The following is a 26563-nucleotide window of genomic DNA, read 5'->3' as shown; positions in this document are numbered from 1 at the left end:
TTCCTGATCAAAAGAAATTTATTTTTAAGAATTAGATAAAAACTTATCTTTGTGCCTGATTAAAATTGATATGTTTTTAAAGTCCGAATATCAGGTTGTCTTTTCGAAGCCAAAAAAATCGATACTATCTAACATTGAAGAAAGTATATTTAAGAGCTTTCCTGATTATAATGGTAAAAAATTTAAAGGTGAAGTAACTGATGATGGATTTGAAGTAAAAGTGATGGGGAATGAACACTTGTCTTTTATAGGAAAATTTGTTTCAGACAAATATAATGAAGAGCATCTTAAAGTATCCATTGGAGTTAAATATTTCGATGTACTCATTCTTGTTCTTCTTTTAGGGGTTTTTGTTCCTTTTTATACGGATGAAAATTCTGGAACCACGTATGAAATTATATTGATCTTTCTTGGGCTGGCTATTTTTATGGGATATTCTTATTACAAAAATGTAAAGGATATGAAAAAGATTTTTTTTGATGTACTGAAGAATTTCGACCAGGATTGTAAAATTATTTCTATCAATAAATTTATTTATTAAAATGCTTTACACAATAATCAAAGCGCTGCACATTATCTTCATGGTAAGCTACTTTGCGGGAATTTTTTACCTCGTGAGGATTTTCGTTTATTATAAAGATACCGATGAATTTCCGGAAGAAAAAAAGAAAATTCTGAGAGAGCAGTACACTTTTATGGCCAGAAGACTGTGGAATATTATTACCGTTCCGGCGGGAGTAATCATGGCCGTTTGCGGATTGGTGATGATCTTTTTAAACCCGGGATTAATGAAGATGGGATGGTTTCATCTAAAACTGACCTTCCTGATCGGGCTTGCCATCTATCATTACTGGTGCTGGAAAAAAGTCCTTCATTTAAAAGAATTACATGGAGATACACTGCCGATTGCCAATATCAAACTGAGACAGGCGAATGAAATTGCAACGTTCATTCTGTTTCTGGTGGTATTTACCGTTATTTTAAAATCGGTGGTGATTGAATACTGGTGGCAATTAATTGCAGGATTTTTCGTTCTTGTATTTCTGATTATGATGACAGTGAAACTGGTTAATAAAAATAAAAAAAACAAATAATTGTAGAGTAGGGCGCATGTCCGAATATATTCATCCTTTCTACATCTTATAAAAAAACTATGATTGCAATTTTAAAGAAAGAACTTTGGAGTTACTTTGGAAACTGGAGCGCATGGGTGATTATTGCCGCTTTCAGTTTGATAGCGACTCTTTTTCTGTTCTTTTTCGACAACGACTCTAATATTTTTGAGATTGGAATGGCCTCATTGCAGAGCTATTTCGTATTGGTTCCATGGCTGTTAATGTTTATCATTCCGGCCCTTTCCATGAAAACTTTTGCGGAAGAACAGCAAACCGGAACATTAAACTGGCTTTTTTCACAACCGTTAAAAGTTTCAGAACTGGTGACAGGTAAATTCCTTTCCGTATGGATTGTAGGAATTTTATGTCTTATTCCATCATTAATTTATCTTTATACGGTATATGTTTTGGGAGTTCCTGCAGGAAATATTGATCTGGGAATGACTTTCGGAAGTTATATTGGACTGATAATCTTAATCGCAGCGTTTTCAGCAGTAGGAATCCTGGCTTCTTCATTATCACAGAATCAGATTATGGCTTATCTGCTGGGCGTTTTTATGTGCTTCATCATGTATTTTGGAATCGAACAGCTGGCAAGTTATAAACTATTGGGTGGTGCAGATTTTATCCTTCAGAATATTGGCTTCTATCAGCATTTCTTAGGCTTCACAAGAGGACTTATTGATGCTAAAGATGTGGCGTATTTTGTACTTGTCATCGGCGCTTCATTAGTATTGGCTAATCATTTTATTAACAAAAAGAAGTAGAAGTATGAAGAAGTTCAATGCTAAATCTCCACTGGGAATTTTCTTAATTGCAATTGTTCCTTTGGTTATTATCCTGACCTATTCGGGAATCAGATTAGACTTAACAAAAGAAAAAAGATATACCCTTTCTGATAACACCATCAAAGTACTGGAGTCTGTTAAAAAGCCTCTGACGGTTGAAGTGTATCTGGAAGGCGACTTTCCGGCAAGTTTCAAACAGCTGCAAAGCGAAACGAAATTCATGCTGGAAGAATTCAGAAAAATTAATCCGAAGATTGATTTCAAATTCATTGATCCGATTAAAACAAAAATGTCTCAGGACACTTTGATGGCCATGGGAATGCAGCCGTCTATTCTTCCGGATGTAAAAGACGGGAAAATCTCACAGATCACCCTTTTCCCTTACGCTGTGATTAAATATGGAAATGACGGGGTTTCTATTCCTTTAGTGGTTCAGCAGGCCGGAATTGATGCCGATCAGCAGCTGACAAGATCGATTGAAGGACTGGAGTACAATCTTGTTTCCAACATTAAAAACATTGCAGCCGCAAAGAGAAAGAAGGTCGGAATCCTGGTCAACCATGATGAGCTGAATCCGGATGAATTCCAGGGATTTGTACAGCTGGCCATGGAAAACTATGATGCCGGACCTATCATTCCTAAAAATCAGACTGAACTTTCACTGGAAGATGTTCCTTTATTAAAGCAGATGAGTGCCCTGGTGATTGCAAAACCAAGAAAAGCTTTTACCGATAATGAAAAAGTAATTCTGGACCAGTACATCATGAACGGAGGAAAAACCCTTTGGATGATTGATGCTGTAAATGCTGAAATGGATACACTGACAAGATCCAAAAAAGTAATGCCTTTCCCTGTCGATATCAATATGACAGACTTCTTTTTCAATTACGGGCTGAGAATCAATCCTGCGTTGGTAAAAGACGTGAAAAAGTTTGCCCTGTTAAGACTGGTTACAGGAGAAGTGAGTGGAAATCCTCAGTACACAAGCTTACCTTGGCCTTATTATCCACTTGGAATTGCCGAAAATAATAATCCGGTTACAAAGAATATCAACCCTGTAAAATTTGAATTCCCGACTTCCATCGATACTTTAGGAGGTAGAAAGAATATCAAAACAAAAGTCCTTTTTGAATCGAGTGAAAGAACTTTATTGAAACAGGTTCCGAATTATGTGGATCTGAAAGAAATTGCAAGCGTAGACAGCCTTGGACAAATGGAGAAACCAAGTACACCGAAGATCTTCGCTGTAGCCTTGGAAGGAAAGTTCAATTCTGCGTATGCATCGAGAATTGAGAGAAAATCTTACCCTGGATTTAAAACATCCAGCCCGGAAAACAAAATGATTGTGATTGCAGACGGTGATGTGGGTAGAAATAAAGTAATCAAAGGAAAACCACTTCCATTAGGGGTAGATCTGTTAACGAACGAACAGTTTGGAAACGAACAGTTCCTGAGAAATGCATTGGATTATCTTTTGGATGACAGCAATCTGATGGAACTGAGAAACAGAAACATTGAAGAAAGACTTCTCGACAGGCAAAGAATTACGGAAGAGAAATCGACCTGGCAGTGGATCAATTTACTGCTTCCACTGGCTATTATCGGCCTTATCGGAGGACTGTTCTTCTGGTTAAGGAAAAAGAAATTTGGATAAAATATAAAAAATTCCGGTAGAACATCTTCCGGAATTTTTATTTTAAAAACTTATTATTGAGTAGTTGTTCAGACTTATAAAAAATGTTGAATATATTAAAAACCATTAAGAAGGATTTAAGAAATAAAGTATAGTTAAAGTAAATCATTCTGATTTTTAAGCTTAAAGCGAAGCTTATCTTAATACTCTCAACAACTTAATACAATCTTAATGTTTCATAAATAAAAGTCTAAACAAATTCTGAGTTGTAATAATCTTAATTAATAATTCACCCTTCCAATACAGAAATAAGGTGTTCCCATTTCAGCTGTTTTGCATAATCTAATGCTGTTTTCCCTTTTTTAGACCGGATATTTTTATCTGCTCCGGCTTCTAAAGCAACCTGTACTGTGGTTAGATTTCCTGCAATCGTTTCTTTGTGAAGAAGCGTCAGTCCGTCTTCATCGGTTTGGGTAAGTTCATCCGGATATTGTTGTAAAAACTTTGCAAATTCTTCCTTCATATTTTTACTCATCGGATGTTCAATAAGATTTTCCGGATTTTCTTTCTGGTTATTGACAACAAGGATGTCATTAAAGTCTCCGAAATCCAACTGCCATGCATTATCATGTTCCTTTCTTTCTGCAACAGACATGTCAGCACGCATTTTCTGTATGGTAAATCCGCCGTAAGCTTTCGGAAGTGGAGAAGATGAGGATGAAAATAACTTGGAAAGTCCCTTTGGTTTCTGTACACTCGGAGTGATGGCAAAAAGCCAGTCGCTGATATTGCTTAAAGGAATTTCCACATAATCACCCACCTGGACGTTCTTAAGACTATTAGGTTCATTAATCAAATATCCTCTCACGTAATCTCCGTCAAAAAATATTTCATTAATCCACATATGTTCTACCAGGCTTTCTCCGGTTTCTTCATCCTGTTCTTCAAAAGCTGTTTTAACGCATGATACATTAAGTCCGGGAATGATTCTTCTGTATTCCCAGGACTGTTCGCGCCAGAAATACTTAAAGGTTTCCTGAGCTTTTCTGTAAGCTTCAATCATTTGCGGGTCATTTCCGTCTGCAAAAAAAATTGGGTTCTCTTCCATTTAATAACTGGGGATGTGGTGTGTTAAAGAATATAAGATTATTGCTGATAGGCTTGTTTGGGAAGTAAGGCTGCTGTTTTGTAATAGCTGATGTCAGTAGGGATCTGTGCCTGAAGATCTTCGAAAGTATCATAATCATAATGGATCCAGTTTTCTTCATTGTCCGGGTCAGGTGTTTTATCTACAGCCAGTTCCAGTTTTCCGTCTTCCTGATAGCTGCATTCTATGGCAGCATATTTTTCACCGTTTTCGTCATTCGTATACCAGCATTTTATGGTTCTTTCAAGGTGTGGTTGGTGGGTTTCGTTATCGATGACCTGTGAGCAGATAAAGTTTTCAGGATCGTCCGTTTTGAAAACAGTTTTGGAAATGAGGGGCAGATCATCTACGGATAAAGAATATAATTTATTGGTAGAAATAATATAGCCATCGGCAGTTTCTTTTCTTTCGATATCAAAAAAGTCAGATTTTTCTTTGAGATAATCCACGACCTTCGCCTCGTCTTCCTCGTCACTTAGAAAATAATTGATGTTGTAAACACTGTCTTCATTGATGAATTCAATTTCTTTCAGGAAATCGGAGCCTTCTTCATAATAATACAGATGATATTCGCTTAGCTTCACAGCTTTACTTTTAGAGATGATTTCTCCAAAAATGTTTTTGTACACTTTTCTCATTTTTAATCATGTTAGTTTGTTTCATCTATTAGTTTAAGTGGTAGTGCAAAGATAAGTTTTCTTTTTTTATCTCAACCTGAAGTATAAAGTGGTATTTATTTCGTAAGTATTCTATATATCCTTTATAAAATCCTCATATTCGTAGTAAAACCTTTCGAAACCGTCCATTTTGTCCACAAAAAATTCAAAAATTTCTTGCCAGGTATTTTTATTAAAAACGGAAACATTATGTTTTTCAACCCATATCCTGCTGATGATCTTACCATTTTCAAGAGTGAAATATTCTTCCTTCTGAAAATCTCCGATGAAATCTTTTAATATATCCTCCAAAGACCAGATCTTCTCATAATAGGCATTTCGGAAAATTTCATCTTTCATTTCGATATCCAGAGAAACTTCTGCTTTTTTATTGTCGGCAGAAAACTTAAATGCCATGTCCTTGATTTTGGTATCATAAAGAATCCATTTTCTGGGAAATGATCTTCCGAAAGCTGTCCAAAATTCTTTTTTTAATTGCTGTGCTTCTTGTTTGCTGAACATATGGCAAACATAATGATTTAATAGGAGAAAGGCAAAATTGTGGTACCTAAAACCGTAAAATTACGGATAGATACACCTACATTTTTTTTCGTTTGTTAATCCTGTTTTTCAGGTCTTTTTCAAATATTAAACAATTTTCGTATTTTTGCTTTAATGCTTTCAAAAAAATCTCAATATGCTTTTAAGGCGCTGTCATATCTTGTAGAAAAAAGAAATGACGGCCCGATTCTTATTTCTGAAATTGCGGAACATAAAAAAATTCCTTTAAAGTTTTTGGAAAACATCCTTCTTGAACTGAAAAAAGCGGAAATCCTCGACAGTAAAAAAGGAAAGGGTGGAGGATACTTTTTCAAAGAAAATCCGGAAAATGTGAAACTGGCAAAGATCATCCGTCTTGTCAACGGTCCTATTGCGATGCTTCCCTGCGTAAGTCTCAATTTTTATGAAAAATGTGATGACTGCAATGAAGATCACTGCGGGCTTCATGATGTCCTGATAGAAGTTCGCGATGCTTCTCTGAATATTCTGGAAAGTAAAACTTTAATGGATCTGGTGGATTAACCCGGTCCTTTTTTTTGAATTAATAGTCTACTTTTTTTGTAGGATAAATATTTTATCAGATATTTGCACTACTTCAAATGAATAAACTATGATTTCAAAAGAAGAATCAAACCAATTACAAAAGCTTGCCCGCTCCATTACTGCAGTGCATTCTGATGCTGCATATAGCATACCTGAAAATATTTCCTTGTACAGAAGCGCAGAAAACATACGATCGTTAGATATCCTTATTTTCAATGTGACGGATAATCAGAAAATACAGACCAAAACGATTTTTTAATATGGTGATTTCAAGAAAAATTCAGGTAAGGTTGAATGTCCTTTTGGGGACGGCTGCTATTATATCCATTGCTGTTTTTTCCATGTATGAACTGGGATATCTGGAAGAACTACAGACCATCCTGGCCAAAGATCACTATATTTTTTACTGGATGCTCCTGGTAGGTGTTTTTGCAGAAATTGTGGCAGGTTCCATGGGAATGGGATATGGAGTTATTTGTACCACAACCCTTATGCTCCTCAATATTCCGCCGCATATTGTAAGTGCGAGTATTCATTCTGCAGAAAGTTTTACTACTGCTGCGGGAAGTCTCAGCCACATTAAACTGAAAAATGTAAGCAAAAGTCTGGTGAAAAAGCTAGCTATTCCGGCTGTGATAGGAGCAATTATCGGAGCTGTCAGTCTTACTTATCTTGGAGAGTATTATGCGAAAATCACCAAAACACTCATTGCTTTTTACACTTTATACCTTGGATTCCAAATCCTGTCAAATGCATTTAAGAAAAAACAGAGCAAAGCCCTGAAAAGAAAAACCAATCTAACCAGACTTGGCGTGATAGGAGGTTTTATAGATTCCTTTGCCGGAGGAGGCTGGGGGCCTTTGGTGACCGGAACACTCATTAAAAATGCTTTCACCCCAAGATTTGCCGTAGGAAGTTCTACCGTGGCCAAATTTATTCTTACCATAACGGCTGCCGTTACCTTTTTCTTTACCCTGGGAATCCAGCACTGGAATATCATTCTCGGGCTTTTGATCGGTGGAATTGTGACCGCTCCTTTTTCAGCAATGCTTACTGCCAGGCTTCCTGTAAAGAAAATGTTTGTGATTATCGGAACCCTGGTGATTGTAATGAGTTCTATAACTATTTATAAATCAGTTTTTAATTAAAAATTATGTTGGGTGTGGAAAAATAAAAGGCTTAAAAAGATATTTGGTTTTGAAAATATTTTACTTTTACATCACTAAATATTAGAACATGAATTTACATATCATTGCACTTTTTAAGTTTAATGAAAATTATCTGATGGACGCTGTAGAGCTGTTTCAGAACCTTGTGAAAGAAACAAGAAAAGAAGAAGGCTGTCTGCAGTACGATCTTATTGAAGATAAAGATAATAAAGGAACTTTCTTCCTGATCGAGCTTTGGGAAAGCGTAGAACATCATAACAGGCATAACGGTCAGGATCACCTTTTGGATTTCCGTAAGGATGCTTCAAAAATTATGGAAAGTTCTGCAGAAGTTTATAAAGGATTTAAAATATATTAATGGTATTGAAGGATTTAAAGATTTAAAAATTTAATGATTTAAAGAAGAGTCTTATACCAATAGAAAATAAAAGGCGGTTTCAACAATCTGAAACCGCCTTTTTATTAGAAAAAATAGAAAGTATTAAAATTGAAAGTTTATTTTACGATAAGCTTTTTCGTCTCCGAATGGCCACCGTAAGTAATTTTTACAAGGTAATTTCCTGAAGTAAGGGTAGAAAGATTCAAATCCTGCTTATAAAAACCAGCCTGGTTGGTAAGTTCATCTGAATAGACCTTTTTCCCGGTCTGGTCATAGACCTCTACATTTCCCTTATTACCTGTTTTTTCTTTAACATCAAAAAGAACCGTTACTTTTTTATCCGCCGTAGTTGGATTAGGATAAATACCGAAAGAGGCTTTTTTTCCAACTTCAGTTATCCCTAACGTTTCCGTGATTTTTTTGTATTTGAAATACATATTTCCTGTACTGGCACCACCATTGGTTGTGAAGTACATTCTGTAGTAATCATTTCCTTTTTTGACGTAGTAGACCACATCATTTTTCACCGTCCCGATCCCTTTCCAAGAGTGTCCTACCGTAGTGATAGCAGATGAGAAACTTGCATTGGCAGGAATAGCATATGCTGCGGTTTGCTGCGTTTCAGGCTGAACCATTGCCACTTTTACGTTCGGACTTTGAATGGCTCCTGAAAGCGGGTACATCTGCACACCCATATAGAACGTGTAATATTTGGTGAATACGAAATCCCATGCCGTTCTGGAAGGCTCAAGATTGGGAACTTTTTCTCCGGTATCAAATGAGAAATAGTTGAAATATGAATCATCTGTTCCGTTGGCGATCGTTCTTGTTTCCGTAGCTCCCCATGAAGTCCCGTTCCATTTTGAATACTTGAAGGTATATCCTGCAAAAGCATCTTCAATGGCAAACTTGATATAAGTTCCTGAAGCATATTTTAAAACAAAAATAGCTTTCCCCTGAATGTGGTGGTTCACCGGGTTATAAACGCCCCATCCGGTTGAAGGAATATTGGGGTTTGGAGAGGTTACTGGTCCCTGTTCAAAAGCTCCCTGGCTCCAGTCAGTGGTCTGGTCCGGATTGTAAAGAGGATCTCCCCATGAAGCTTCATTGCTGATGCTGATGTTATCCCAGTCTGCTAAGTTGGTTGATGCACTGAATACTTCAATATCTTTAGCATCATTGACTCTGGATCCGAATGCATAGTTTGAGTTCCTATAAAAAGCAATATCCCACGTATTGGCTGGCTGAGAAACCATATTACCATCTGCAAGGTTTACAAACACGCGGTTTTGGTATCCGCTTCCCATGGTCATATTTACCTGTGAGTATCCCAACGCGTCAGTCTGCGCCAAAACAGTCTGCTGAACAGACAATGCCAGTACTGATGCCAATAATAGTTTTGTTTTCATAATTTATTTTTTAAATCCTTATTTAGAATGATTCCACAAAAGTATATAATTATTTTTAATCAGTCTAAATAAAAACATGATTTTTATCGTGTTTTTATTTTAATCCTTATGATAAACAGAGAAAATCGGACATAGAAAAGCCGGCAGGATCACTCCTGTCGGCTTTAAAAAGGTCAATAATAGTCTAATAAACCTTATTTTTTAATGAATTTTGATTGGATCAATCTGCCTTCTGCAGTCTCAATATTCATATAATATACTCCTGTCTGAAGCGTGCTGATATCAAATCTTTGTCCGTTCAGTTTCCCTTCTGCTGCTTTTTGTCCTGCTGCAGAATAGATCTGAATGTTTTTAGGATCTTTTTTGACAATGAATTCTATTGCAGACTGATCAGAATTTAAGGCAAATCTGAAATTTTCTGTCGATTTATGGTTGTCTGATACGCCTAAAGAAGCAGTCGTGTTATACACTACATTATCCACCTGAATCGCTACGTGAGTAGCAGTAGGAGTGAACTTAAATACAATGTATGAACCTGTGGATGCCGGAATATTAACACTGATATTCTGCACGGTGCCGATAGTGGCTACATTAATAGGGCTTCCTACAGGAACGAATGTTGACATATCTGCAGGGTTGGATGCTACTCCTATCTGAATGCTTCCCGGACCAGGAGATGGAGATACCAGGGTAGTATCAAAAGTCAACGTTTTATTTCCTGTTGGAGTTTCAATCTGTGGCGTAATAAGATAAGAAGAACCTGTAGCATTGTTTCCTGCATACGACTGAACGAATCTGTTAGAATCTCCTACTACAATCATTCTTGGAGGTACAGGAGGAAACTCACCGGTTATTGGCGCAACGATGGCAGACCATCCAAACTGAGGGAAAGTGGTATTCCCAGCGGTAAAATTGTTGAAATTTTCATTGATGTTAGACACCTGAGCATTCGCCGTTAACGCTGTCAACATCAGAGCTCCTAAAAGTAATTGTAATTTCATGAGATTATTTTTATTTAGAATTATTCCACAAAAATATATAATTATTTTTAATGAGTCTAAATAAAGTTTTATATTTGCTGAAAATTTGTACCCTTATGAAGAAGAAAGTGCTTTCCGTTCTATCATTATCCGTGGCCTTATGGATGAATGCACAAGAAAAGGATTCTCTTAATCAAAAGAAAATTGAAGAAGTTGTTATTACAGGACAGTACATGCAGCAGTCCATTAACAAATCAATATATAAGGTTGATGTTATTGATGCAGAACAGATCAAAAATATGGCAGCAACGAATGTTGCAGAGGTTTTGAATCAAAGTCTTAACATACAGATCACTCCGGATACCCGCTCAGGAAATTCCACCGCCAATATCATGGGACTTAACGGAGACTATGTAAAGATCCTTATAGACAATATTCCGGTAGTAGGGGATACAGGACTGGGAAGTAATATTGACCTTACCAAAATTACCTTAAGCAATATCGAAAGAATAGAAATTGTAAAAGGAAGTATGGGAGTTGAATATGGAAATGGTGCTGTTGCCGGGGTCATCAACATTATTACCAAGAAAACCAGTACAAAAAAGATCAGTGTTAGAGGTTCGATACAGGAAGAAACAGTAAGGGACAACTATGATCTTAAAAAAAGAGGAAACGGAAGGCATATTCAGAACCTTAATGTAGATTATAACATCAGCAATGAATGGTTTGCAAGTATCAATTTCAACCATAATCAGTTTATGGGATATGAAGGAGAAAGCAAAGGCTACAAATATTTCGGGCAGGATAACCAGAGAGGGTATGAATGGAACCCGAAAGATCAGTATGATGCGTCTGCTTTATTAAGATATACCAAAAATAAAACGACATTCTTTTACAAACTGTCTTATCTGAATGAAAAATTCAACTTCTACAATCCGGAAGTAAACAGAAATCCTCTTAATGATGGATTAGGTGGCGTTTCGTATGAAAGCAGAGACAGAAGATATAATACCGACCGATGGATTCACCAGTTCAATATTCAGACTAATCTGGGACATATCCGATACATGGGAGACTTCTCGTATCAGAACCAGGATAGGAAATACTACGACTATAATTACGATATCCCGAACAGACAAATAAAGAGCCGTCAGGACGAAAAGTCTTATTATAAGACCGATGTCATCTATTCCAGAGGAATGTTCAGCAACTTCCTCGACAGCAAGGTTTTTGATTTCCAGTTAGGATATGAATTAGACTATACCAATGGCTATGCCGCTTTGATTGCAGGAGATTTCTTCGGTGAAGCGGTAAAAAGAAAGATCTTCACCTATTCCAATTTCCTTTCTGCAGAGTGGAATGTGTCAGACAAATTCTCTTTAAGACCGGGAGTAAGACTTTCCCTTAGCGAAAACTTTAATAATCAGTACAACTATTCTTTATCAGCAAGATATAAAACCTCTGAGAATTCAAACCTTAGAGCAGTTGTGGGATCGGCTAACCGCTTCCCAAAATATGACGAGTTGTACACCTATTTTGTGAATCTTAATCATGATGTACAGGGAAATCCGGACTTGAATCCTGAAAAAGGATTCTCTGCAGGACTTTTCTGGAATCAGAACTTTTCAGCAGATAATGGCTGGAAGATCGCTTATGGAGTAGATGCATTATACCTTGATGTACGTGACAGGATTGAAATGGTAGTGGTAAAACAACCTTCTACCTATAAGTACATGAATCTGAATAAGTATAAAAATTTATTATTCTCCGCCAATGTAGATTTCAGAAAAGATCAGTTTGCCCTGTCTTTAAGAGGGTCTGTAAACGGAACTTCCGTATCAATGAATGAATTAACATCCACTTCACCTACAGACTTTCAGTATCTGGTACAGGCAGGCGCTTCAGCAACCTACAAACTGAAAAATACCGATACCAATTTTGCTCTTTACTACAAATTCACGGGCCCGGACAGAATTTATGTGTCTGACGGAGCAAGCGGTTTCCGCCTGGGAAAAGTAGACAGCTTCCACATGATGGATTTCATTGTGAGCCAGCCTTTCTGGAAGAAACATTTTGAAATTTCTGCAGGAGTGAAAAATATATTTGATGTCACAAGGTTAAACTCTACGGCAGTTGCCGGTTCAGCCCATATCGCTGCGAACGGGTTTGTTAATTTATATTATGGCAGAAGCTATTTTGCCCGATTAATGTTTCAATTTTAAATAATAAGTTACGATTATGAAGTATTTAAAAATAGTATCTGTTCTTTCCATCATGGCTGCCACACAGTCTTGTCTTTCTGCAGATGAAGATCCGGTTCCGGTTCCGCCTATGACGGGATCTGAAGTAAGTGTGCCAATTGGCGGCCCTACAGAACCTAATCAGGTTTGGATCGATTTAAGTGACTACACCAATCCGGCGGTCAACAGCAGGACAGACTGGGATCTTGGTTTTTACAGCGGCGATGCCTACAGAGTGATCATGAACGGATCTCTTGCCATGACGGTGATCAAAATACCCAACACATCAGACATCAGTAAAGTAAAGGAAGCTGATATTTCAAGTTTAAAAGATATTGCTCAGGTAGGAACATTTGATGCTGCCAATATGAAATATGTTGACAATCCTAATGGTGACTTCCTGAATCAGACTTCAGGAATTGATGCCATCAAAGAAAATGATGCGGATAATCCTGTATATCTGATCAATCTGGGGAGAGAAATACCTTCTGCTGCCAATATCGGAGCTGGTTCAGTTTCATTGTCCGGTGATCCGAGAGGATGGAAAAAAATTCAGATCCTGAGAGCTCAGAATGGATACAAAATCCGTTATGCTGACGTGAATGCAGCAGAAGCAGACATCAAAGAATATATCATTACCAAAGATACAGAATACAGCTTCTCATTCTTCAACCTGAAAACAGGAACGCCGGTAAAGATTCAGCCAAAGAAAAAGAAATGGGATCTGGCATTCACAACATTTACCAATGAAGTGTTCATGGGACCTACAACCAGTGCAGGAAGCTATTTTTATGCAGATTTTGTAACAACCAATACTTTGAATGGAGTAGGTGCTTACCAGGTAACAGTTACAGGAAATCTTGATGCTGCTTACAATGCATTTAAACTAAAAGATGTAGAGTCTTCAAAATTTGTTTTCAATGACCAGAGGGCTATCGGGGATAAATGGAGAACCACTACCGGTACGGCATCCAATCCTGTTCCTTTTGTGTATGCAGACCGTTTTTTTGTATTGAAAGATGCTGAAGGCTTTTATTTCAAGCTAAGATTCAATACCATGAAAAATACAAAAGGAGAAAGAGGATACACCAATTTTGAATTCGAACCTTTATAATATAAATAATCAAATAATAGTATATCATGAAAAAATTCATCCTTGCAGCTTCTGTTCTTGTAGCAGTATATTCTTGCAAAAAAGCAGAGACAGGAGCAAAAGAAAATACAACAGAAGCCAGTTCAGAAGCACCCAAAACCAACAATAAAATAGTAACATTAAACGGAGGAATTACTGAAATCGTAGCTGCTTTAGGCCACGAGAAAGAAATAGTGGGAACTGATGTTACCAGTACCTATCCTGCCTCATTAAAAGCTACAGCGAAAGATTTAGGACACATGAGATCAATGACAATTGAACCGATCATGGCTGTAAACCCAACATTGATTCTTGCTTCTGATAAAGATATCAACCCGGAATTAATGGGGAAAATCAAATCCTCAGGGATTCAAACCGAAGTTTTTAAACAGGAATATACGGTTGAAGGAACTAAAAAACTGATCGAACAGGTAGCAAAAGCGATCGGAAATACAGATTATCAGAAACTAAACGATAAAATTGATGCTGACTTAAAGCAAGTACAGCCTATTGCTAAAAAGCCCAAGGTATTGTTCATCTACGCAAGAGGAAATATGCTGATGGTGAGTGGTAAAAATACCCCAATGGCTTCATTGATCACTCTTGCAGGAGGAGAAAATGCAGTGACTGATTTTGAAGATTTCAAACCATTGACACCGGAAGCCGTTGTAAAAGCTAATCCTGATGTATTATTCTTCTTTGAAACCGGTTTACAGGGAGCAGGAGGAAACGAAGGTGCGCTAAAAATGCCGGGAGTATCTCAGACTAATGCAGGTAAAAACAAGAAAATCATTGCAATGGACGGAGGTTTGGTATCGGGTTTTGGACCAAGAGTAGGAGAAGCAGCAGTAGGATTAAACAAACTTTTAATTGAAAGCACCAAGTAAACTATACTTTTATCTTGTTATAAGTGCGGTACTGCTTATCATTATAGCAGTGCTGTCACTTAATACAGGAGTTTATGATTTCGGAGAAAACTCTCCGTTCAGGGCTCTGTGGCAATTTATAAAAGGAGATTCCGGTTTGTCACTCAGTGATAAATATGTGATCTGGGACGTAAGAGCCGCCAGAATTATCATGGCCATTTTAATAGGAAGTATGTTGTCGGTTTCAGGAACAAGTCTTCAGGGACTTTTCAAGAATCCTCTGGCAACGGGAGATTTAATAGGACTTACATCAGGAGCAACATTGCTGGCAGCTATTGCGATTGTTTTAGGAGGACATTTCAAAGAATATCTTCCTGAAGCTGTACAATTTTCACTGGTAGGAATAGCCGCTTTTATCGGTTCATTTTTATCCATGATGCTGGTCTACAGAATTTCAACAAGCGGAGGGAAAACCAATGTAGTGATGATGCTGCTTACCGGAGTTGCCATTACAGCAATCGGCTTCTCGATAACCGGCTTTTTGATCTATATCTCAAAAGATGAACAGCTAAGAGATCTTACTTTCTGGAATTTAGGAAGTCTGGCGGCAGCGACATGGACGAAGAATATCATTCTCGCCGTTGTGATCACCATCGCCTACATCATTTTATTACCCAAAGGAAAAGCCTTAAATGCAATGATGCTGGGAGAAAAAGATGCACAGCATCTGGGAATCAATGTGGAAAGACTGAAAAAACAGATCATCATCACCGTGGCATTAATGGTGGGAACCTGCGTTGCATTTTCAGGAACAATTGGTTTTGTAGGGCTTATTGTACCTTATATTTTAAGGCTTTTATTCAAATCCAATTATGTTTTTATTTTGCCATTATCGGCAATGTGCGGAAGCATTTTGTTATTAACGGCAGACACATTCAGCAGAAGTATTGTGGCACCGTCAGAACTGCCGATAGGGATTTTAACAGCCTTAATGGGAGGACCTATTTTTATCGCTATTTTGGTTAAATTTAAAAAATCGCTGTAATGATCAAGGCACACCAGATAAATTATCAACATAAAGAATTCAGGATTCTGGATGGGGTAGATGTCTCTCTGGAATACGGCGAATTTCTGGCCATTGTGGGACCGAACGGAGCAGGGAAGTCAAGCCTTTTGAGTGTATTGGCAGATGAAGTGAAATCCGGAAATAACAAAGTTCTGTTTAAAGATAAACCCATCAGAGAATGGAATATCCGGGAACTTTCTAAACATAAAGCCAAGTTCTCGCAGCATAACAGCAACGATATTCCACTTGAAGTAAAGGACGTGATCATGATGGGAAGGTATCCTTATTTTGATGCCCAGCCCGGAAAAGAAGATCTTGAGGCGATGAATAATATGATGTACGAAACCGATATTTTTCATCTCAAAGAAAGAGAATACAATACCCTTTCGGGAGGAGAAAAGCAGCGTGTACATCTGTCAAGAGTGATGGCACAGCTTGAAAATGAAATTGCCCATAAACTGGTTTTTCTGGACGAACCGTTGAATAATTTAGATATAAAACATCAGTACAAAGCATTGGAAATTATCAAAAATTTCACCAAAAAAGCCAACAGTGCTATTGTTGTTTTGCATGATCTGAACCTTGCTGCACAGTTTGCAGATAAGATTTTATTAATGAAATCAGGACAGGTTTCTGCCTATGGAACCCCACAGGAAGTTTTTACTGAAGAAAATATCAGCAATGCCTATAATTTTCCCTGTACCATCTGCGGGCACCCTATTACCAATAACCCAATGATCATTTTTGGATAACCATGGAAAAAGAAGAACTCAAAATCCTCGCACAGAATCTTGCCAACCCTCAGGGTGAAAAAGGCATTGAGATTGGTGAAATGATGAATGTCACTAACATCAGCATGACGTTAGAAAGTATCAAAACACTTGTGATTGATGACGGCCAGCAAATCCTTGAAATAGGACACGGGAATGCCGCACACCTGAAAAGTATCATGAACCTTGCCAAAAACCTGAAATACACAGGGATTGACATTTCTGAAACCATGCACAATGAAGCCAAAAGGCTCAATAAAGAATTTGAAAGTCAGGCAGAATTTGTTTTATACGAAGGGAAAATGCTTCCATTTCAGGATGAAACTTTTGATAAAATATTTACAGTCAATACCGTATACTTCTGGGAAAATCCCGTGGAATTCTTAAACGAAATCTACAGGGTTTTAAAAGATGACGGAACATTTGTTCTTACATTCGGACAAAGAGAATTCATGGAAAAGCTTCCATTTACAGAGTATGATTTCACTCTGTACAACAACAGCGAAATGGAAGAGCTGGTCTCCAAAAGCCAATTTAAAAGGATGAAAACTTCTGAAAGAGAAGAAGAAATAAAAAGTAAAACAGGAAACGAAACCATACGAAGAATTTATACAATTTTAACCATAAAAAAGTAAAGTAATGAGCACATTAGTTAATGATTTAAAGGAAAAATGGGAAGCTCTGAAAGCAGAAAATCCACATATCAGAATAAGAAATGCAGCAGCACAGTTAGAAGTAAGTGAGGCAGAATTATTGGCAACAACCATTGGAGAAGGAGTAACTGTCCTGAACCCGGATTTCCAGGGAATCCTTACAGAAGCTGAGCAGTTAGGAAAAGTAATGGCGCTTACCCGTAATGATGAATGTGTTCATGAAAGAAAAGGGACTTACCTGAACGGAGACTTCAGCAGTCCTCATGCACAGCTTTTTGTGGGTGAAGATATCGATCTCAGAATTTTCCTTAACCACTGGAAATTTGCTTTTGCAGTACTGGAAGGAGAGAAGAAAAGCCTTCAGTTTTTCGGAAAAGATGGTCTGGCACTTCACAAGATTTATCTGACAAAGGACAGTAATGAAGCTGCTTTCGATGCGATCGTAGAAAAATTCAGAGCAGAAGATCAGAATCAGGCATTGGCTTTTGAAGCAGTAGCTCCAAAACAGGCTGAAAAAGCAGATTCAGACATTGATGTAGAAGGCTTTAAAAAAGCCTGGACAGAATTGAAAGACACCCATGATTTCTTCATGATGACCAGAAAATATGGAGTAAGCAGAACGCAGGCATTAAGATTGGCTCCGGAAGGATTTGCTAAGAAAATTGATAACGCGAAAGTGGTGAATATCCTTGAAGATGCTTCTGAAAAGAACGTTCCAATCATGGTTTTCGTTGGAAACAGAGGGATTATCCAGATCCACACAGGAAATGTGAAGAAAACACTTTGGCACCAGCAATGGTTCAATGTGATGGATCCTGATTTCAACTTACATCTTGACGTAACGAAAATTGCAGAAGCATGGATCGTGAAAAAACCGACTGAAGACGGAGAAGTAACCGCTATCGAAGTATTCAATAAAGAAGGAGACTTTATCGTTCAGTTCTTTGGAAAAAGAAAACCTGGAATTCCTGAGCTTCAGGAGTGGAAGGACCTTGTAGCAGCTTTAGAGAAATAATAATTAGATGATTTGAATGAGACCGTTTTGTTTGTAAAATTCAAAGCGGTCTTTTTTATTGAAACAATCTGCAAGTGCAGGAATATTTGTGTAATTTGTGACTAAATATAAAAAAATGAAACATATTTTCATAGCGATACTGCTGGCTGGTTTCTGTGCATTGAAGGCACAGGACTTAAAAGCATATCAGTTTTATGATAAAAAAGGAAAAGAAGTAAAGACAGAAAAGCTGGTAAAAGAACTGGCAGATTATGATGTGGTCTTTTTTGGTGAAAATCATAACAGTTCTATCAATCACTGGCTTCAGCTTAAAATTACAGAAGCGCTGTTTGCGAAAAAGAACGGACAGCTGATCTTAGGAGCGGAAATGTTTGAAAGAGATAACCAGACGCAGCTGGATCAATATTTAAACGGAAAATTTGATGCAAAAACATTAAAAGATTCTGCCCGTTTGTGGAACAATTATGCAACCGATTACAAGCCTTTGGTAGATTTTGCCAAAGATAAAAAACTGGATTTTATTGCCACGAATATTCCGAGAAGATATGCCTCTCAAACCGCCAAAGAAGGTCTTGAATCCTTGAATAAATTAAGCGAAAAAGAGAAAGCCTACATTGCCCAGCTGCCGATTAAAGTAACATTAGACACTCCTGGATATCCGGAAATGAAAAAAATGATGGGAGATCATGCAGAAGGAACCAAAGTGATGAATTTCATTTCAGCTCAGGCTGTAAAAGACGCTACGATGGCTGAATCTATCCTGAAAAGTTATCAGGCCGGAAAGATCTTTATCCACTACAACGGTAACTATCACAGTAAAGAATTCGGAGGAATCTATTGGTATATCAAACAGAAGAATCCTAATTTGAAAATGGCCGTAATTTCTGTTTTTGAATCAGACGATCCCGAACTGAAAGTACCTGCCAAAGATTATATCCCGACAGATTTCAATCTGATTATTCCTGCGGATATGACAAAGACTTTTTAATCTTTCAACAGTTAGAATGAAAAAATATTCAATAGAAACGGGCTTTAGCCCGTTTATTTTTTATATCAACTTCCATTGGCTTTAGCCTAAACATAATTATTGAATACCTTTTAATCATTTTTAATCCACAATATTTACCTTTGTATCAGATTCAAAAACATATGAAAAAAATCCCCATCCTGCTGATCTTTTTTACCGGATTTTTTAATGCTCAGAAACTCACCTCCAGTGAACTTTCAATCATCAATCAGGGAGATGTAAACACGGCGTTACCCATCTATCAGACGACAGATAATAATCAGCACCAAACATTGCTGAACATCTCTTCAGAAGCAGATCCTCTTGATCCGAATACAGCTGTTCTGGTAAAAAGAATGAAAGAATCTCTTCTGTCGACAGACGGCGGAGTAGGTATTGCAGCCCCACAAGTGGGAATCAACAGGAAGATTATCTGGGTGCAGCGTTTTGATAAAGAAGGAACCCCGCTGGAATACTTTATCAATCCGGTGATTGTCTGGCGTTCCGATCTTCAGAATCTCGGTCCTGAAGGCGATTTATCTATTCCTGATTTCAGGGATCAGTTCTACAGAAGCAAAGTTATCCAACTGGAATATGTGGATCTGAAAGGACAGAAATATTCAGAAATTGTAGAAGGTTTTACTGCGGTGATTTTCCAGCATGAAATCGACCACCTTTTCGGCATCCTGATTTCCGATAAAAAGGAAAAAGAAAAAAACGATTCTTATAAAAAGGTAGATGCCTATCAGAAAAGTGACGTAAATAAAGACAGGAGGTAATTACGAATTATAAATGATAAGTTATGAATGATGACAAGATTGAATACTATCCATATTTTATAATAAAATCTTCTCCATCTTCATAATCTGCAGGATACACATAGGTAATTACCCCGATATCTGATTGTAAAACTTCTTTTAGCTTATTGAAGTACATATCCCTTTTGTCTTCAGTAGTATCCATTGTTAAGCTCATAATAAGCCTGTCATCATCTGTAATATTGGCACCCACCATTATTTTGTCCGGATTATCATGATATTTATTCCAGTAAAAAGTTTGGTCAAGGGCAGGGTTTTCGATGAAATAACCAATCATTTCGTCCTCTGTTTTAAAAACATAATCTTTGTCGTGCCTTGGGAAAGTATAATTGAAATTTAATTTTTCATATCCGGGAAGGAATGTATTCAACACCAAATCGATAGTCTTTCTTGATTTTCGCCCTGCATACACCTGGCAAACAATATCTATAATGATTTCCATTACGTAAAAATATTCAATAATGATGAATTATAAATGATATTCTTAAGCATTATATAGTATACATAAAATTATCCTCAATCATCTGCGTCATCAGCGAAATCTGTGGGAAAATAAAAAAAAGGAGCTGTTTCCATGGAACAGCTCCTTTCGTTATAACTATGCTTAAAAAAATTGGATTAATCGTTGTTGGTGACTGTAAGTTTCACCTCCATATTATTTCTGGTCGCATTAGAATAAGGACAGATCTGGTGTGCTTTTTCTGTCAAGGCCTGTGCCTCTTCAAGAGAAACTCCGGGAATATTGACATCCAGTTCTGCTGCCAATCCAAAGCCGCCATTGTCAAGCTGACCTATGCTTACCTGAGCAGTCACTGTTGTTTCACCTGTTTTTACTTTAGAAAGACTGATGACTCTGTTCAGAGCGCTGTCGAAACAGGCAGAATATCCCGCTGCAAAAAGCATTTCAGGATTGGCAAAATCATCATTGGCTCCTCCTAAAGCTTTCGGCATTCTTACATCAAGATCCAGCACTCCGTTTTCACTCTTCACCTGTCCGTTTCTTCCTCCTTGAGCAGTGACCTGAGTGGTATATAACGTTTTCATTTATTTTCTATTTTGTTTAAGATTTTTAAGACGGTGTCTTTAAGGTGCAGCAGCTCTTCCGGTTGTATTCCCAGTTTTTCCTGAATTTTTCCCGGAATTTCACAAGCCTTTTGCTGAAGCTGTTTTCCTGCTTCGTCTAAAAATACTTCAACCACTCTTTCGTCCTCTTTTTTTCTTTTTCGGATAATAAATCCTTTAGACTCCAGCCTTTTAAGAAGAGGGGTCAAAGTACCACTGTCCAGAAACAGTTTTTCTCCGATATGGGTTACCGTAAGTCCGTCACCGTCCCATAATATCATCATCACAAGATATTGCGGATAGGTAATACCCAGCTCATCAAGAAAAGGACGGTAAAGCCCTGTAATCTCTTTGGCAATGACATACAATGGGAAACAAATCTGGTTTTCCAGTTTAGGTGTTTTCGGATTTTCCATAATTTTGGGGTACGAAAGATTCGATGAAGGTATTACTTTTTTATGATAAATTCATCCATTGGAATTCTGACTTTTTTCATAGTAGAAAGCCAGTCATTAGCTTCGTCGCGGTATCCAAGGTATAAAAGGCTTACACTTTTTAATCCCAGTTCTCTTAGTCCCAGTACTTCATCTACCACCTCATTGCTGAATCCTTCCGCCGGAGTACTGTCGATTTTAAGTTCTGCAGCCTGTGCAAGCGCAATTCCTAAGGCAATATAAGTCTGGCGGGCAGTGTGGGCAAAATGCTCTTCAGGAGTCTGCGCACCATATATTTCTTTAATTTTATCGGTATAGCTTCCGAAGCGGCCTCTTGGAAGATCTCTTACATCCGTATGATAATCGTAAACTTTGTCAATTTTTTCATTAGAATAACTGTCCCATGCTGCAAAGACCAAAACGTGAGAAGAATCTCTCATTACTTCAGGGTTTAAAGCTCCTGCTACCATTTTTTCTTTCAGTTCCTGGTTTTCCACTACAATAATTCTGAACGGTTGTAAGCCCGATGAAGTAGGAGCCAGTCTTGCTGATTCTAAAATCGTATTAAGGTCTTCCTGTGATACTTTTTTGGTCGGATCATAAGCTTTTACAGCATGTCTCCAGTTTAGATTTTCTATTAATGACATTTTTCTTTTTGTTTTAAATTAAACTACTTATTGATGATTAAATGTCAGTTTTGAACTGACTCAATTAACGATACAAATATATGGCCAATTTAATTGTGTGCAATTTAATTTTGAATGATTTTATTGATGACAATTATTGATGAACTTTTTGCCTTTCCACTCAATTCCACAAGAACTGGATTTTTTCAAAGCCGTAGTATTCCAATCTTTGCCGTAGAATTTTAAACTTAAAACAATGCAGAGATTTAAAAACAAAACCGCTTTAATTACCGGAGGAACCAATGGGATGGGTTTGGCTACCGCTCAGAAATTCATTGAAGAAGGAGGATCTGTGATCATTACCGGAAGAAGTGAAGAAACGGTGAATAGTGCTTTAGATAAACTTGGAGAAAAGGCTTTTGGAATTGTTTCCAATGCCGGAAATATGAAAGACCTTATGAACCTGCAGCATGAAATCAGAAAATATACAGAACGTATTGATCTGGTTTTTGCCAATGCAGGGTATGGAAGATTTGCACCTGTGGAATATGTGGATGAAAATCAGTTTGATGAATTATTTAATATGCTGGTGAAAGGACCGTTTTTTACGGTACAGCAGGTGTTGCCATTAATGAAAAGCGGAAGCTCCGTTATTTTCAATACTTCCGTGGCAACAGAGATTGCGATGCCTAATTTTTCGGTGTATTCTGCAGCAAAATCTGCAGTGCAGTCAATGATCAAAACGTTTGCTGTAGAACTTACAGAACGTGGAATCCGTGTGAATGGAGTAAGTCCCGGACATATTAAAACCAATATTTTTAATAATACAGGTTTAACCGGAGAGCAGATAGAAAGCGCTATTGATGATATTATTCCGACAATCCCTTTTAAAAGACAGGGAGAGCCTTCAGAAATAGCCAGTGTAGTTCTGTTTCTGGCTTCAGAAGAAGCGTCCTATATCCATGGGGCAGAAGTGAAAGTGGATGCCGGAATTTCTGTGATCAGATAATCCGGATTATTTGGCCTCTTTAATTTCTTTAATGATATTGGTTTTATTTTCAATACCAATATTATAGGCCTTACCTTTTTTAAAGCTTTGGGTAGCTTTTTCCATCAGGCTTTTATATTCCGGCGATTTTTTTGAAAGATAAAATACCTGCGCACTGATTCCTATAGCAACACGTACCACTTCATTGGGTTTGTCCGGATCTTCAGTAATATCGGAAATAGTGGCATTATTATACCAGGTTAAATTCTGCGGAGTGGAGTTTCCGGAACAGGATGTAATCATAATAAAAAGTAATAGTAAACAGGACCAGGCTTTCATAATAGAAAAGATTAAGTAAAAAGCTCCTGCAATATATCAAAATATCGGCAGGAGCTCTATATAAATTAGTTAGAATCCACAGCTCGCTACACTAGGTGCAGGGGAAGGAGAACATCCGGAAAGGGATGAGAATATGTTCAATACACAGTTGGTATTCACATAATTGTTATCATATAACAGAGATCCTGATGGACTTCTGTAGTATACGTTTCCTGCGGTATTGGCATAAGAAGATACTGAAGCAGATCCACAGCTTGTATTGGTGCAAGCAGCTCTCCATGCAGAATCGGTTACCGGTCCGCTGGAGAATAATGACGGATCAATGATTCTTTTCTCAACAATTCCTGATGCATTTTTGAAGCTTACCAAAATGGCTACGTGATATACCCATGATACACAGCAGGTTCCGGTAGACGCTCTCAGATTACCGTAAACGAACTGTTTTTCACAATCATAACCTGCGTTCAAGAGTATTTGTCTCATTTTGTGCGCTCTTGCGTAGCATCCATCCACAGGATATCTGAAGGTAATACATGGTGAAGATGCCGTAGAAGTTCCACAAGCCTGGTTTTTGATCTGGGTAAAAAGACTGTTTAACGTAGCAAGATTAGGAATAACACTTACAGCTTTATTACTTTCTCCTCTTTCTTCTTTGTTGAATACCGATTTGAAATAACGGATGTCATCAGCAGTTGCTTTTTCTACTTTCGCAATTTTATTGGTATTGGCTTTAAGGAAAACATGAACAGGAGTTTCGTTTTCAACAGCCTGTCTGATCATGGAAATATAACCTGCATTCTCTTTACTGTCCGCAATTTCGTACGGCTGTGCAGTAACCATAAATGAGATTTTAAATTTTCCATCTTCTTTTTCAATCCCTACCGGAACAGTTTTACCGAAATCTTTCATGGCGATTTCATTAGACTCCTTGGCAACAAGATTAGGATCCTGGTTGGCAGCTGAATCTGAGCAGGAATTCACTGACAGTACCGTCACGAATACCATCATGGATAACAGAAATTTTTTCATAGTTTTTATATTTTGTGGTTAGTTTTTCAGTGAACTTTTTAATTATGATAGTTCACTTATTTGTGACATTAAAAGTAATAAAAATTAAAAGATATGCAAGATTTTTTTTGAAAAAAATACATTATTTTTTTTGTTTTATTGATTTTATAATATTGAAAACAACTAAAAAACCTTAGGTTTTTAATAGTAGAATTTTGAAACATAGAAAATTTTAAAATAGAATTTCGAGATCTGAATTCCTACGGAATGGACAAGGTGGATGGATAGTTTATTCCTGACATACAAATGTTCTTCAATAAGATAAGTCTATTTATACTTTGTCCATTCCGTAGGAATCTAAACTATGTAATACGGATTAAATCTAAAAAAAGTCTCAATAATAGTAGAATTCTGAAAAGCAAGAAGAATTTTAAAATAGATTTTGAGGTATGGATCCTGTGGAATGACAAACGTTGTGGATAATCTAAGCGAATAAAAATAACATTATCATAAAACTAAAAGCCCGGTTTCAACTATTGAAACCGGGCTTATTTTATTGTAAGTAAACTTGACTATTTGTAAATCAATTCTGCCTGAAAAACGTCTGCGAAATGCTTTCTGATCTTTGCTTTCAGTTCTTCCATTTCTTCAGGTGTCAGTTCTCTTTCAAGCTCTCTTTTTAACGAAGTAACCTGCTTATCTTTGATCCCACATGGAATGATATATTCAAAATAACGCATATCCGTATTCACATTCAATGCAAAGCCGTGAAGAGTTACCCAACGGGAAGCTTTCACTCCCATGGCACACATTTTTCTGGCGTAAGGTTTTCCCACATCCAGCCATACTCCGGTCTCTCCCGGGGAACGTTCTCCTTTAATACCATATTCGGCAATGGTTCTGATGATCACTTCTTCCAGATTCCTCATATATAAATGAATATCCGTAAAAAAGTTTTCAAGATCCAGAATAGGGTAGCCTACAACCTGTCCGTAACCATGATAGGTAATATCCCCGCCGCGGTTTACTTTCACAAAGGTAGCCTCAATTTCTTTCAGCTTATCAATACCGGCAAGCATATTTTCTTCATGTCCGCTTTTTCCTAACGTATACACGTGAGGATGCTCTACGAAAAGAAGGTGGTTGGGAGTAATACTATGCTGTTCCGCAGGAAGGTCTCTGTTTTTTATTTTGGTATCAATGATGTTTTTCATCAGTTGCTCCTGATAATCCCAGGCTGGCTGATATTCTTTGATTCCTAAATCTTCAAATTCTACTGCTTTATTTTGATTTGTATTCATTTCAATTTTTGATATACAAATTTAGTGAATTTTACCCTTTTATGGAATGGATAAAATCTATGGCATTCTTCTTCCAGTCTCTATCCTGAAGTAAAATATTTACGAAAGCAGTTCCAATGATGCCGCCATCCGCTTTTTCCGTTACATTTTCGAAGTCTTCTTTCGTTTTAATCCCGAATCCGATCATTACCGGATTTTTTAGAGGAAGGGAAGCTACCCTGGAAAGGTAGTTCTCATTTTTTACAACTGCATTTTCATTTCCTGTGGTAGAAGAAGAGCTTACTGCATAGAGAAAACCAGAACTTAAAGAATCCAGATAGATCATCCTTTCATCAGAGGTTTCCGGTGTTACAAGGAAAGTGAAATTAAGATTGTATTGTTTTAATATTGACTGATAATTTTTCTCAAACTCAATAGGAGGAAGATCGGGTAGGATCAATCCTGAAACACCACTTTCCGCACAAGCCGCACAGAATTTCTCAAATCCGAAACTCAATACCGGATTGATATATCCCATCAGGATAATTGGAATGTTGATTTTGTCTTTGATGGCTTTTAGCTGAGATAACAGTTTTTCAATCGTCATTCCGTTTTGCAAAGCCAGTTCGTGAGCTTTCTGGATGACAGGGCCGTCTGCCACAGGATCAGAATAAGGCATTCCGATTTCAATCATATCTGCTCCGGAATCCTGAATCAGTTGTATAATATCAGCGGTATCTTCCAGTTGTGGAATTCCTGCTGTGAAGTATATATTTAGTTTTTTCATTTTTTTATTATAGAGGTTAGAAATTAGAGGGTAGAAGTTAGAAGGTGAATACTTGTTAGAAGGTGAATACTTGTTAGAAGGTGAATACTTGTT

The 26563-nt window shown here is 37.4% G+C and carries 31 protein-coding genes; 18 read left to right on the top strand and 13 right to left on the bottom strand.

What is annotated here, in order from left to right; genetic code table 11:
• Nucleotides 1–70: 70 nt before the first annotated feature.
• Genes LIV57_RS19720 through gldG form a run of 4 tightly spaced genes read left to right on the top strand, consistent with a single transcriptional unit; the run spans nt 71 to nt 3557 of the window.
• A complete protein-coding gene (locus LIV57_RS19720) occupies nt 71–541 on the top strand; it encodes a hypothetical protein (protein ID WP_227943966.1) in 471 nt (156 codons plus the stop codon).
• Between the two features lies 1 nt (nt 542).
• Nucleotides 543–1094, top strand: coding sequence for a CopD family protein (locus LIV57_RS19715; RefSeq protein WP_227943965.1), 552 nt, complete (start codon nt 543–545; stop codon nt 1092–1094).
• Nucleotides 1095–1153: 59 nt separating this feature from the next.
• Complete coding sequence (locus tag LIV57_RS19710; protein WP_062671005.1) at nt 1154–1882, top strand: ABC transporter permease; 729 nt, start codon at nt 1154–1156, stop codon at nt 1880–1882.
• A gap of 4 nt (nt 1883–1886) precedes the next feature.
• Nucleotides 1887–3557 (top strand): gliding motility-associated ABC transporter substrate-binding protein GldG, encoded by a 1671-nt coding sequence (gene gldG, locus LIV57_RS19705; RefSeq protein WP_123278027.1) that lies wholly within the window; start codon nt 1887–1889, stop codon nt 3555–3557.
• A 268-nt stretch (nt 3558–3825) separates the two neighbouring features.
• On the opposite strand, the gene LIV57_RS19700 is transcribed toward gldG, so the two are convergent.
• The 3 genes from LIV57_RS19700 to LIV57_RS19690 all read right to left on the bottom strand — a co-directional run bounded on the left by LIV57_RS19700 (nt 3826) and on the right by LIV57_RS19690 (nt 5861).
• Nucleotides 3826–4644 carry a DUF2314 domain-containing protein gene (locus tag LIV57_RS19700; protein ID WP_227943964.1) on the bottom strand — a complete coding sequence of 273 codons (819 nt, stop codon included), beginning with the start codon at nt 4642–4644 and terminating at the stop codon, nt 3826–3828.
• A 38-nt stretch (nt 4645–4682) separates the two neighbouring features.
• Nucleotides 4683–5321: a hypothetical protein gene (locus LIV57_RS19695; protein WP_227943963.1), complete on the bottom strand. Its 639-nt coding sequence runs from the start codon at nt 5319–5321 to the stop codon at nt 4683–4685.
• A 111-nt stretch (nt 5322–5432) separates the two neighbouring features.
• Complete coding sequence (locus LIV57_RS19690) at nt 5433–5861, bottom strand: DUF4268 domain-containing protein (RefSeq protein WP_110009455.1); 429 nt, start codon at nt 5859–5861, stop codon at nt 5433–5435.
• 153 nt (nt 5862–6014) lie between these two features.
• Here LIV57_RS19690 and LIV57_RS19685 point away from each other — a divergent pair, with 153 nt between their 5' ends.
• From LIV57_RS19685 to LIV57_RS19670, 4 genes are all read left to right on the top strand, one after another.
• Nucleotides 6015–6422 (top strand): RrF2 family transcriptional regulator, encoded by a 408-nt coding sequence (locus tag LIV57_RS19685; RefSeq protein WP_202844131.1) that lies wholly within the window; start codon nt 6015–6017, stop codon nt 6420–6422.
• Between the two features lie 88 nt (nt 6423–6510).
• Entirely contained in the window at nt 6511–6702 is a 192-nt protein-coding gene (locus tag LIV57_RS19680) for a hypothetical protein (protein WP_227943962.1), read from the top strand.
• A gap of 1 nt (nt 6703) precedes the next feature.
• On the top strand, nt 6704–7591 hold the full coding sequence (locus LIV57_RS19675; protein ID WP_227943961.1) for a sulfite exporter TauE/SafE family protein: 888 nt from the start codon (nt 6704–6706) through the stop codon (nt 7589–7591).
• Nucleotides 7592–7679: 88 nt separating this feature from the next.
• Complete coding sequence (locus LIV57_RS19670; RefSeq protein WP_047376912.1) at nt 7680–7970, top strand: putative quinol monooxygenase; 291 nt, start codon at nt 7680–7682, stop codon at nt 7968–7970.
• Between the two features lie 137 nt (nt 7971–8107).
• On the opposite strand, the gene LIV57_RS19665 is transcribed toward LIV57_RS19670, so the two are convergent.
• Both LIV57_RS19665 and LIV57_RS19660 read right to left on the bottom strand, forming a co-directional pair.
• Nucleotides 8108–9400: a T9SS type A sorting domain-containing protein gene (locus LIV57_RS19665; protein WP_227943960.1), complete on the bottom strand. Its 1293-nt coding sequence runs from the start codon at nt 9398–9400 to the stop codon at nt 8108–8110.
• A gap of 194 nt (nt 9401–9594) precedes the next feature.
• A complete protein-coding gene (locus tag LIV57_RS19660) occupies nt 9595–10401 on the bottom strand; it encodes a T9SS-dependent choice-of-anchor J family protein (RefSeq protein ID WP_227943959.1) in 807 nt (268 codons plus the stop codon).
• A 95-nt stretch (nt 10402–10496) separates the two neighbouring features.
• Here LIV57_RS19660 and LIV57_RS19655 point away from each other — a divergent pair, with 95 nt between their 5' ends.
• The 9 genes from LIV57_RS19655 to LIV57_RS19615 all read left to right on the top strand — a co-directional run bounded on the left by LIV57_RS19655 (nt 10497) and on the right by LIV57_RS19615 (nt 19907).
• Complete coding sequence (locus LIV57_RS19655; RefSeq protein WP_227943958.1) at nt 10497–12602, top strand: TonB-dependent receptor plug domain-containing protein; 2106 nt, start codon at nt 10497–10499, stop codon at nt 12600–12602.
• 16 nt (nt 12603–12618) lie between these two features.
• Nucleotides 12619–13734 (top strand): HmuY family protein, encoded by a 1116-nt coding sequence (locus LIV57_RS19650; protein WP_227943957.1) that lies wholly within the window; start codon nt 12619–12621, stop codon nt 13732–13734.
• A gap of 26 nt (nt 13735–13760) precedes the next feature.
• Nucleotides 13761–14639 (top strand): hemin ABC transporter substrate-binding protein, encoded by an 879-nt coding sequence (locus tag LIV57_RS19645; protein WP_227943956.1) that lies wholly within the window; start codon nt 13761–13763, stop codon nt 14637–14639.
• On the top strand, nt 14623–15663 hold the full coding sequence (locus LIV57_RS19640; protein WP_227943955.1) for a FecCD family ABC transporter permease: 1041 nt from the start codon (nt 14623–14625) through the stop codon (nt 15661–15663). The genes LIV57_RS19645 and LIV57_RS19640 overlap by 17 nt, the downstream gene beginning before the upstream one ends.
• Nucleotides 15663–16436 (top strand): heme ABC transporter ATP-binding protein, encoded by a 774-nt coding sequence (locus LIV57_RS19635; RefSeq protein WP_227943954.1) that lies wholly within the window; start codon nt 15663–15665, stop codon nt 16434–16436. The genes LIV57_RS19640 and LIV57_RS19635 overlap by 1 nt, the downstream gene beginning before the upstream one ends.
• A gap of 2 nt (nt 16437–16438) precedes the next feature.
• On the top strand, nt 16439–17089 hold the full coding sequence (locus LIV57_RS19630) for a class I SAM-dependent methyltransferase (RefSeq protein WP_227943953.1): 651 nt from the start codon (nt 16439–16441) through the stop codon (nt 17087–17089).
• A gap of 4 nt (nt 17090–17093) precedes the next feature.
• Entirely contained in the window at nt 17094–18122 is a 1029-nt protein-coding gene (locus tag LIV57_RS19625; RefSeq protein WP_227943952.1) for a hemin-degrading factor, read from the top strand.
• A gap of 115 nt (nt 18123–18237) precedes the next feature.
• Nucleotides 18238–19110, top strand: coding sequence for a ChaN family lipoprotein (locus LIV57_RS19620; RefSeq protein ID WP_227943951.1), 873 nt, complete (start codon nt 18238–18240; stop codon nt 19108–19110).
• 161 nt (nt 19111–19271) lie between these two features.
• Nucleotides 19272–19907: a peptide deformylase gene (locus LIV57_RS19615; protein WP_227943950.1), complete on the top strand. Its 636-nt coding sequence runs from the start codon at nt 19272–19274 to the stop codon at nt 19905–19907.
• Nucleotides 19908–19953: 46 nt separating this feature from the next.
• Here the strand turns inward: LIV57_RS19615 and LIV57_RS19610 are convergent, their stop codons facing one another.
• From LIV57_RS19610 to LIV57_RS19595, 4 genes are all read right to left on the bottom strand, one after another.
• A complete protein-coding gene (locus LIV57_RS19610) occupies nt 19954–20388 on the bottom strand; it encodes a hypothetical protein (RefSeq protein ID WP_227943949.1) in 435 nt (144 codons plus the stop codon).
• Between the two features lie 176 nt (nt 20389–20564).
• Entirely contained in the window at nt 20565–20990 is a 426-nt protein-coding gene (locus LIV57_RS19605) for an organic hydroperoxide resistance protein (protein WP_227943948.1), read from the bottom strand.
• Nucleotides 20987–21424, bottom strand: coding sequence for a MarR family winged helix-turn-helix transcriptional regulator (locus tag LIV57_RS19600; protein ID WP_062670961.1), 438 nt, complete (start codon nt 21422–21424; stop codon nt 20987–20989). The genes LIV57_RS19605 and LIV57_RS19600 overlap by 4 nt, the downstream gene beginning before the upstream one ends.
• Before the next feature lie 32 nt (nt 21425–21456).
• Nucleotides 21457–22089 carry an NAD(P)H-dependent oxidoreductase gene (locus LIV57_RS19595; RefSeq protein WP_110009438.1) on the bottom strand — a complete coding sequence of 211 codons (633 nt, stop codon included), beginning with the start codon at nt 22087–22089 and terminating at the stop codon, nt 21457–21459.
• A 235-nt stretch (nt 22090–22324) separates the two neighbouring features.
• On the opposite strand from LIV57_RS19595, the gene LIV57_RS19590 reads away from it, so the two are divergent.
• Nucleotides 22325–23077, top strand: coding sequence for an SDR family oxidoreductase (locus LIV57_RS19590; RefSeq protein WP_227943947.1), 753 nt, complete (start codon nt 22325–22327; stop codon nt 23075–23077).
• A gap of 6 nt (nt 23078–23083) precedes the next feature.
• Here the strand turns inward: LIV57_RS19590 and LIV57_RS19585 are convergent, their stop codons facing one another.
• From LIV57_RS19585 to trpA, 4 genes are all read right to left on the bottom strand, one after another.
• Nucleotides 23084–23359 (bottom strand): hypothetical protein, encoded by a 276-nt coding sequence (locus LIV57_RS19585; RefSeq protein WP_227943946.1) that lies wholly within the window; start codon nt 23357–23359, stop codon nt 23084–23086.
• Nucleotides 23360–23464: 105 nt separating this feature from the next.
• Complete coding sequence (locus LIV57_RS19580; RefSeq protein ID WP_110009435.1) at nt 23465–24424, bottom strand: protein-glutamine glutaminase; 960 nt, start codon at nt 24422–24424, stop codon at nt 23465–23467.
• Between the two features lie 551 nt (nt 24425–24975).
• Nucleotides 24976–25704: a lipoyl(octanoyl) transferase LipB gene (gene lipB / locus LIV57_RS19575; protein WP_110009434.1), complete on the bottom strand. Its 729-nt coding sequence runs from the start codon at nt 25702–25704 to the stop codon at nt 24976–24978.
• A gap of 31 nt (nt 25705–25735) precedes the next feature.
• The gene (gene trpA / locus LIV57_RS19570; protein WP_227943968.1) at nt 25736–26494 is read right to left on the bottom strand and encodes a tryptophan synthase subunit alpha; all 759 of its coding nucleotides are present in this window, start codon (nt 26492–26494) and stop codon (nt 25736–25738) included.
• Between the last annotated feature and the right edge of the window lie 69 nt (nt 26495–26563).

It is taken from the genome of Chryseobacterium sp. X308 (assembly GCF_020733145.1).
In the GTDB taxonomy this organism is placed as follows: Bacteria; Bacteroidota; Bacteroidia; order Flavobacteriales; family Weeksellaceae; genus Chryseobacterium; species Chryseobacterium cupriresistens.
Note: the sequence above shows the minus strand (reverse complement) of the source record. Positions and strands in the feature narration are given on the sequence as shown.

Excerpts from the sequence above, each read along its gene's own strand:
- LIV57_RS19660 (WP_227943959.1), bottom strand. The coding sequence starts at position 10,401 with ATGAAATTACAATTACTTTTAGGAGCTCTGATGTTGACAGCGTTAACG.
- LIV57_RS19655 (WP_227943958.1), top strand. The coding sequence starts at position 10,497 with ATGAAGAAGAAAGTGCTTTCCGTTCTATCATTATCCGTGGCCTTATGG.
- lipB (WP_110009434.1), bottom strand. The coding sequence starts at position 25,704 with ATGAATACAAATCAAAATAAAGCAGTAGAATTTGAAGATTTAGGAATC.
- LIV57_RS19685 (WP_202844131.1), top strand. The coding sequence starts at position 6,015 with ATGCTTTCAAAAAAATCTCAATATGCTTTTAAGGCGCTGTCATATCTT.
- LIV57_RS19645 (WP_227943956.1), top strand. The coding sequence starts at position 13,761 with ATGAAAAAATTCATCCTTGCAGCTTCTGTTCTTGTAGCAGTATATTCT.
- gldG (WP_123278027.1), top strand. The coding sequence starts at position 1,887 with ATGAAGAAGTTCAATGCTAAATCTCCACTGGGAATTTTCTTAATTGCA.
- LIV57_RS19715 (WP_227943965.1), top strand. The coding sequence starts at position 543 with ATGCTTTACACAATAATCAAAGCGCTGCACATTATCTTCATGGTAAGC.
- LIV57_RS19635 (WP_227943954.1), top strand. The coding sequence starts at position 15,663 with ATGATCAAGGCACACCAGATAAATTATCAACATAAAGAATTCAGGATT.
- LIV57_RS19615 (WP_227943950.1), top strand. The coding sequence starts at position 19,272 with ATGAAAAAAATCCCCATCCTGCTGATCTTTTTTACCGGATTTTTTAAT.
- LIV57_RS19610 (WP_227943949.1), bottom strand. The coding sequence starts at position 20,388 with ATGGAAATCATTATAGATATTGTTTGCCAGGTGTATGCAGGGCGAAAA.
- LIV57_RS19720 (WP_227943966.1), top strand. The coding sequence starts at position 71 with ATGTTTTTAAAGTCCGAATATCAGGTTGTCTTTTCGAAGCCAAAAAAA.
- LIV57_RS19590 (WP_227943947.1), top strand. The coding sequence starts at position 22,325 with ATGCAGAGATTTAAAAACAAAACCGCTTTAATTACCGGAGGAACCAAT.
- LIV57_RS19630 (WP_227943953.1), top strand. The coding sequence starts at position 16,439 with ATGGAAAAAGAAGAACTCAAAATCCTCGCACAGAATCTTGCCAACCCT.
- LIV57_RS19680 (WP_227943962.1), top strand. The coding sequence starts at position 6,511 with ATGATTTCAAAAGAAGAATCAAACCAATTACAAAAGCTTGCCCGCTCC.
- LIV57_RS19710 (WP_062671005.1), top strand. The coding sequence starts at position 1,154 with ATGATTGCAATTTTAAAGAAAGAACTTTGGAGTTACTTTGGAAACTGG.
- LIV57_RS19700 (WP_227943964.1), bottom strand. The coding sequence starts at position 4,644 with ATGGAAGAGAACCCAATTTTTTTTGCAGACGGAAATGACCCGCAAATG.
- LIV57_RS19625 (WP_227943952.1), top strand. The coding sequence starts at position 17,094 with ATGAGCACATTAGTTAATGATTTAAAGGAAAAATGGGAAGCTCTGAAA.
- LIV57_RS19605 (WP_227943948.1), bottom strand. The coding sequence starts at position 20,990 with ATGAAAACGTTATATACCACTCAGGTCACTGCTCAAGGAGGAAGAAAC.
- LIV57_RS19585 (WP_227943946.1), bottom strand. The coding sequence starts at position 23,359 with ATGATTACATCCTGTTCCGGAAACTCCACTCCGCAGAATTTAACCTGG.
- LIV57_RS19620 (WP_227943951.1), top strand. The coding sequence starts at position 18,238 with ATGAAACATATTTTCATAGCGATACTGCTGGCTGGTTTCTGTGCATTG.
- LIV57_RS19600 (WP_062670961.1), bottom strand. The coding sequence starts at position 21,424 with ATGGAAAATCCGAAAACACCTAAACTGGAAAACCAGATTTGTTTCCCA.
- LIV57_RS19690 (WP_110009455.1), bottom strand. The coding sequence starts at position 5,861 with ATGTTCAGCAAACAAGAAGCACAGCAATTAAAAAAAGAATTTTGGACA.
- LIV57_RS19675 (WP_227943961.1), top strand. The coding sequence starts at position 6,704 with ATGGTGATTTCAAGAAAAATTCAGGTAAGGTTGAATGTCCTTTTGGGG.
- LIV57_RS19695 (WP_227943963.1), bottom strand. The coding sequence starts at position 5,321 with ATGAGAAAAGTGTACAAAAACATTTTTGGAGAAATCATCTCTAAAAGT.
- LIV57_RS19665 (WP_227943960.1), bottom strand. The coding sequence starts at position 9,400 with ATGAAAACAAAACTATTATTGGCATCAGTACTGGCATTGTCTGTTCAG.
- LIV57_RS19595 (WP_110009438.1), bottom strand. The coding sequence starts at position 22,089 with ATGTCATTAATAGAAAATCTAAACTGGAGACATGCTGTAAAAGCTTAT.
- LIV57_RS19580 (WP_110009435.1), bottom strand. The coding sequence starts at position 24,424 with ATGAAAAAATTTCTGTTATCCATGATGGTATTCGTGACGGTACTGTCA.
- LIV57_RS19670 (WP_047376912.1), top strand. The coding sequence starts at position 7,680 with ATGAATTTACATATCATTGCACTTTTTAAGTTTAATGAAAATTATCTG.
- LIV57_RS19650 (WP_227943957.1), top strand. The coding sequence starts at position 12,619 with ATGAAGTATTTAAAAATAGTATCTGTTCTTTCCATCATGGCTGCCACA.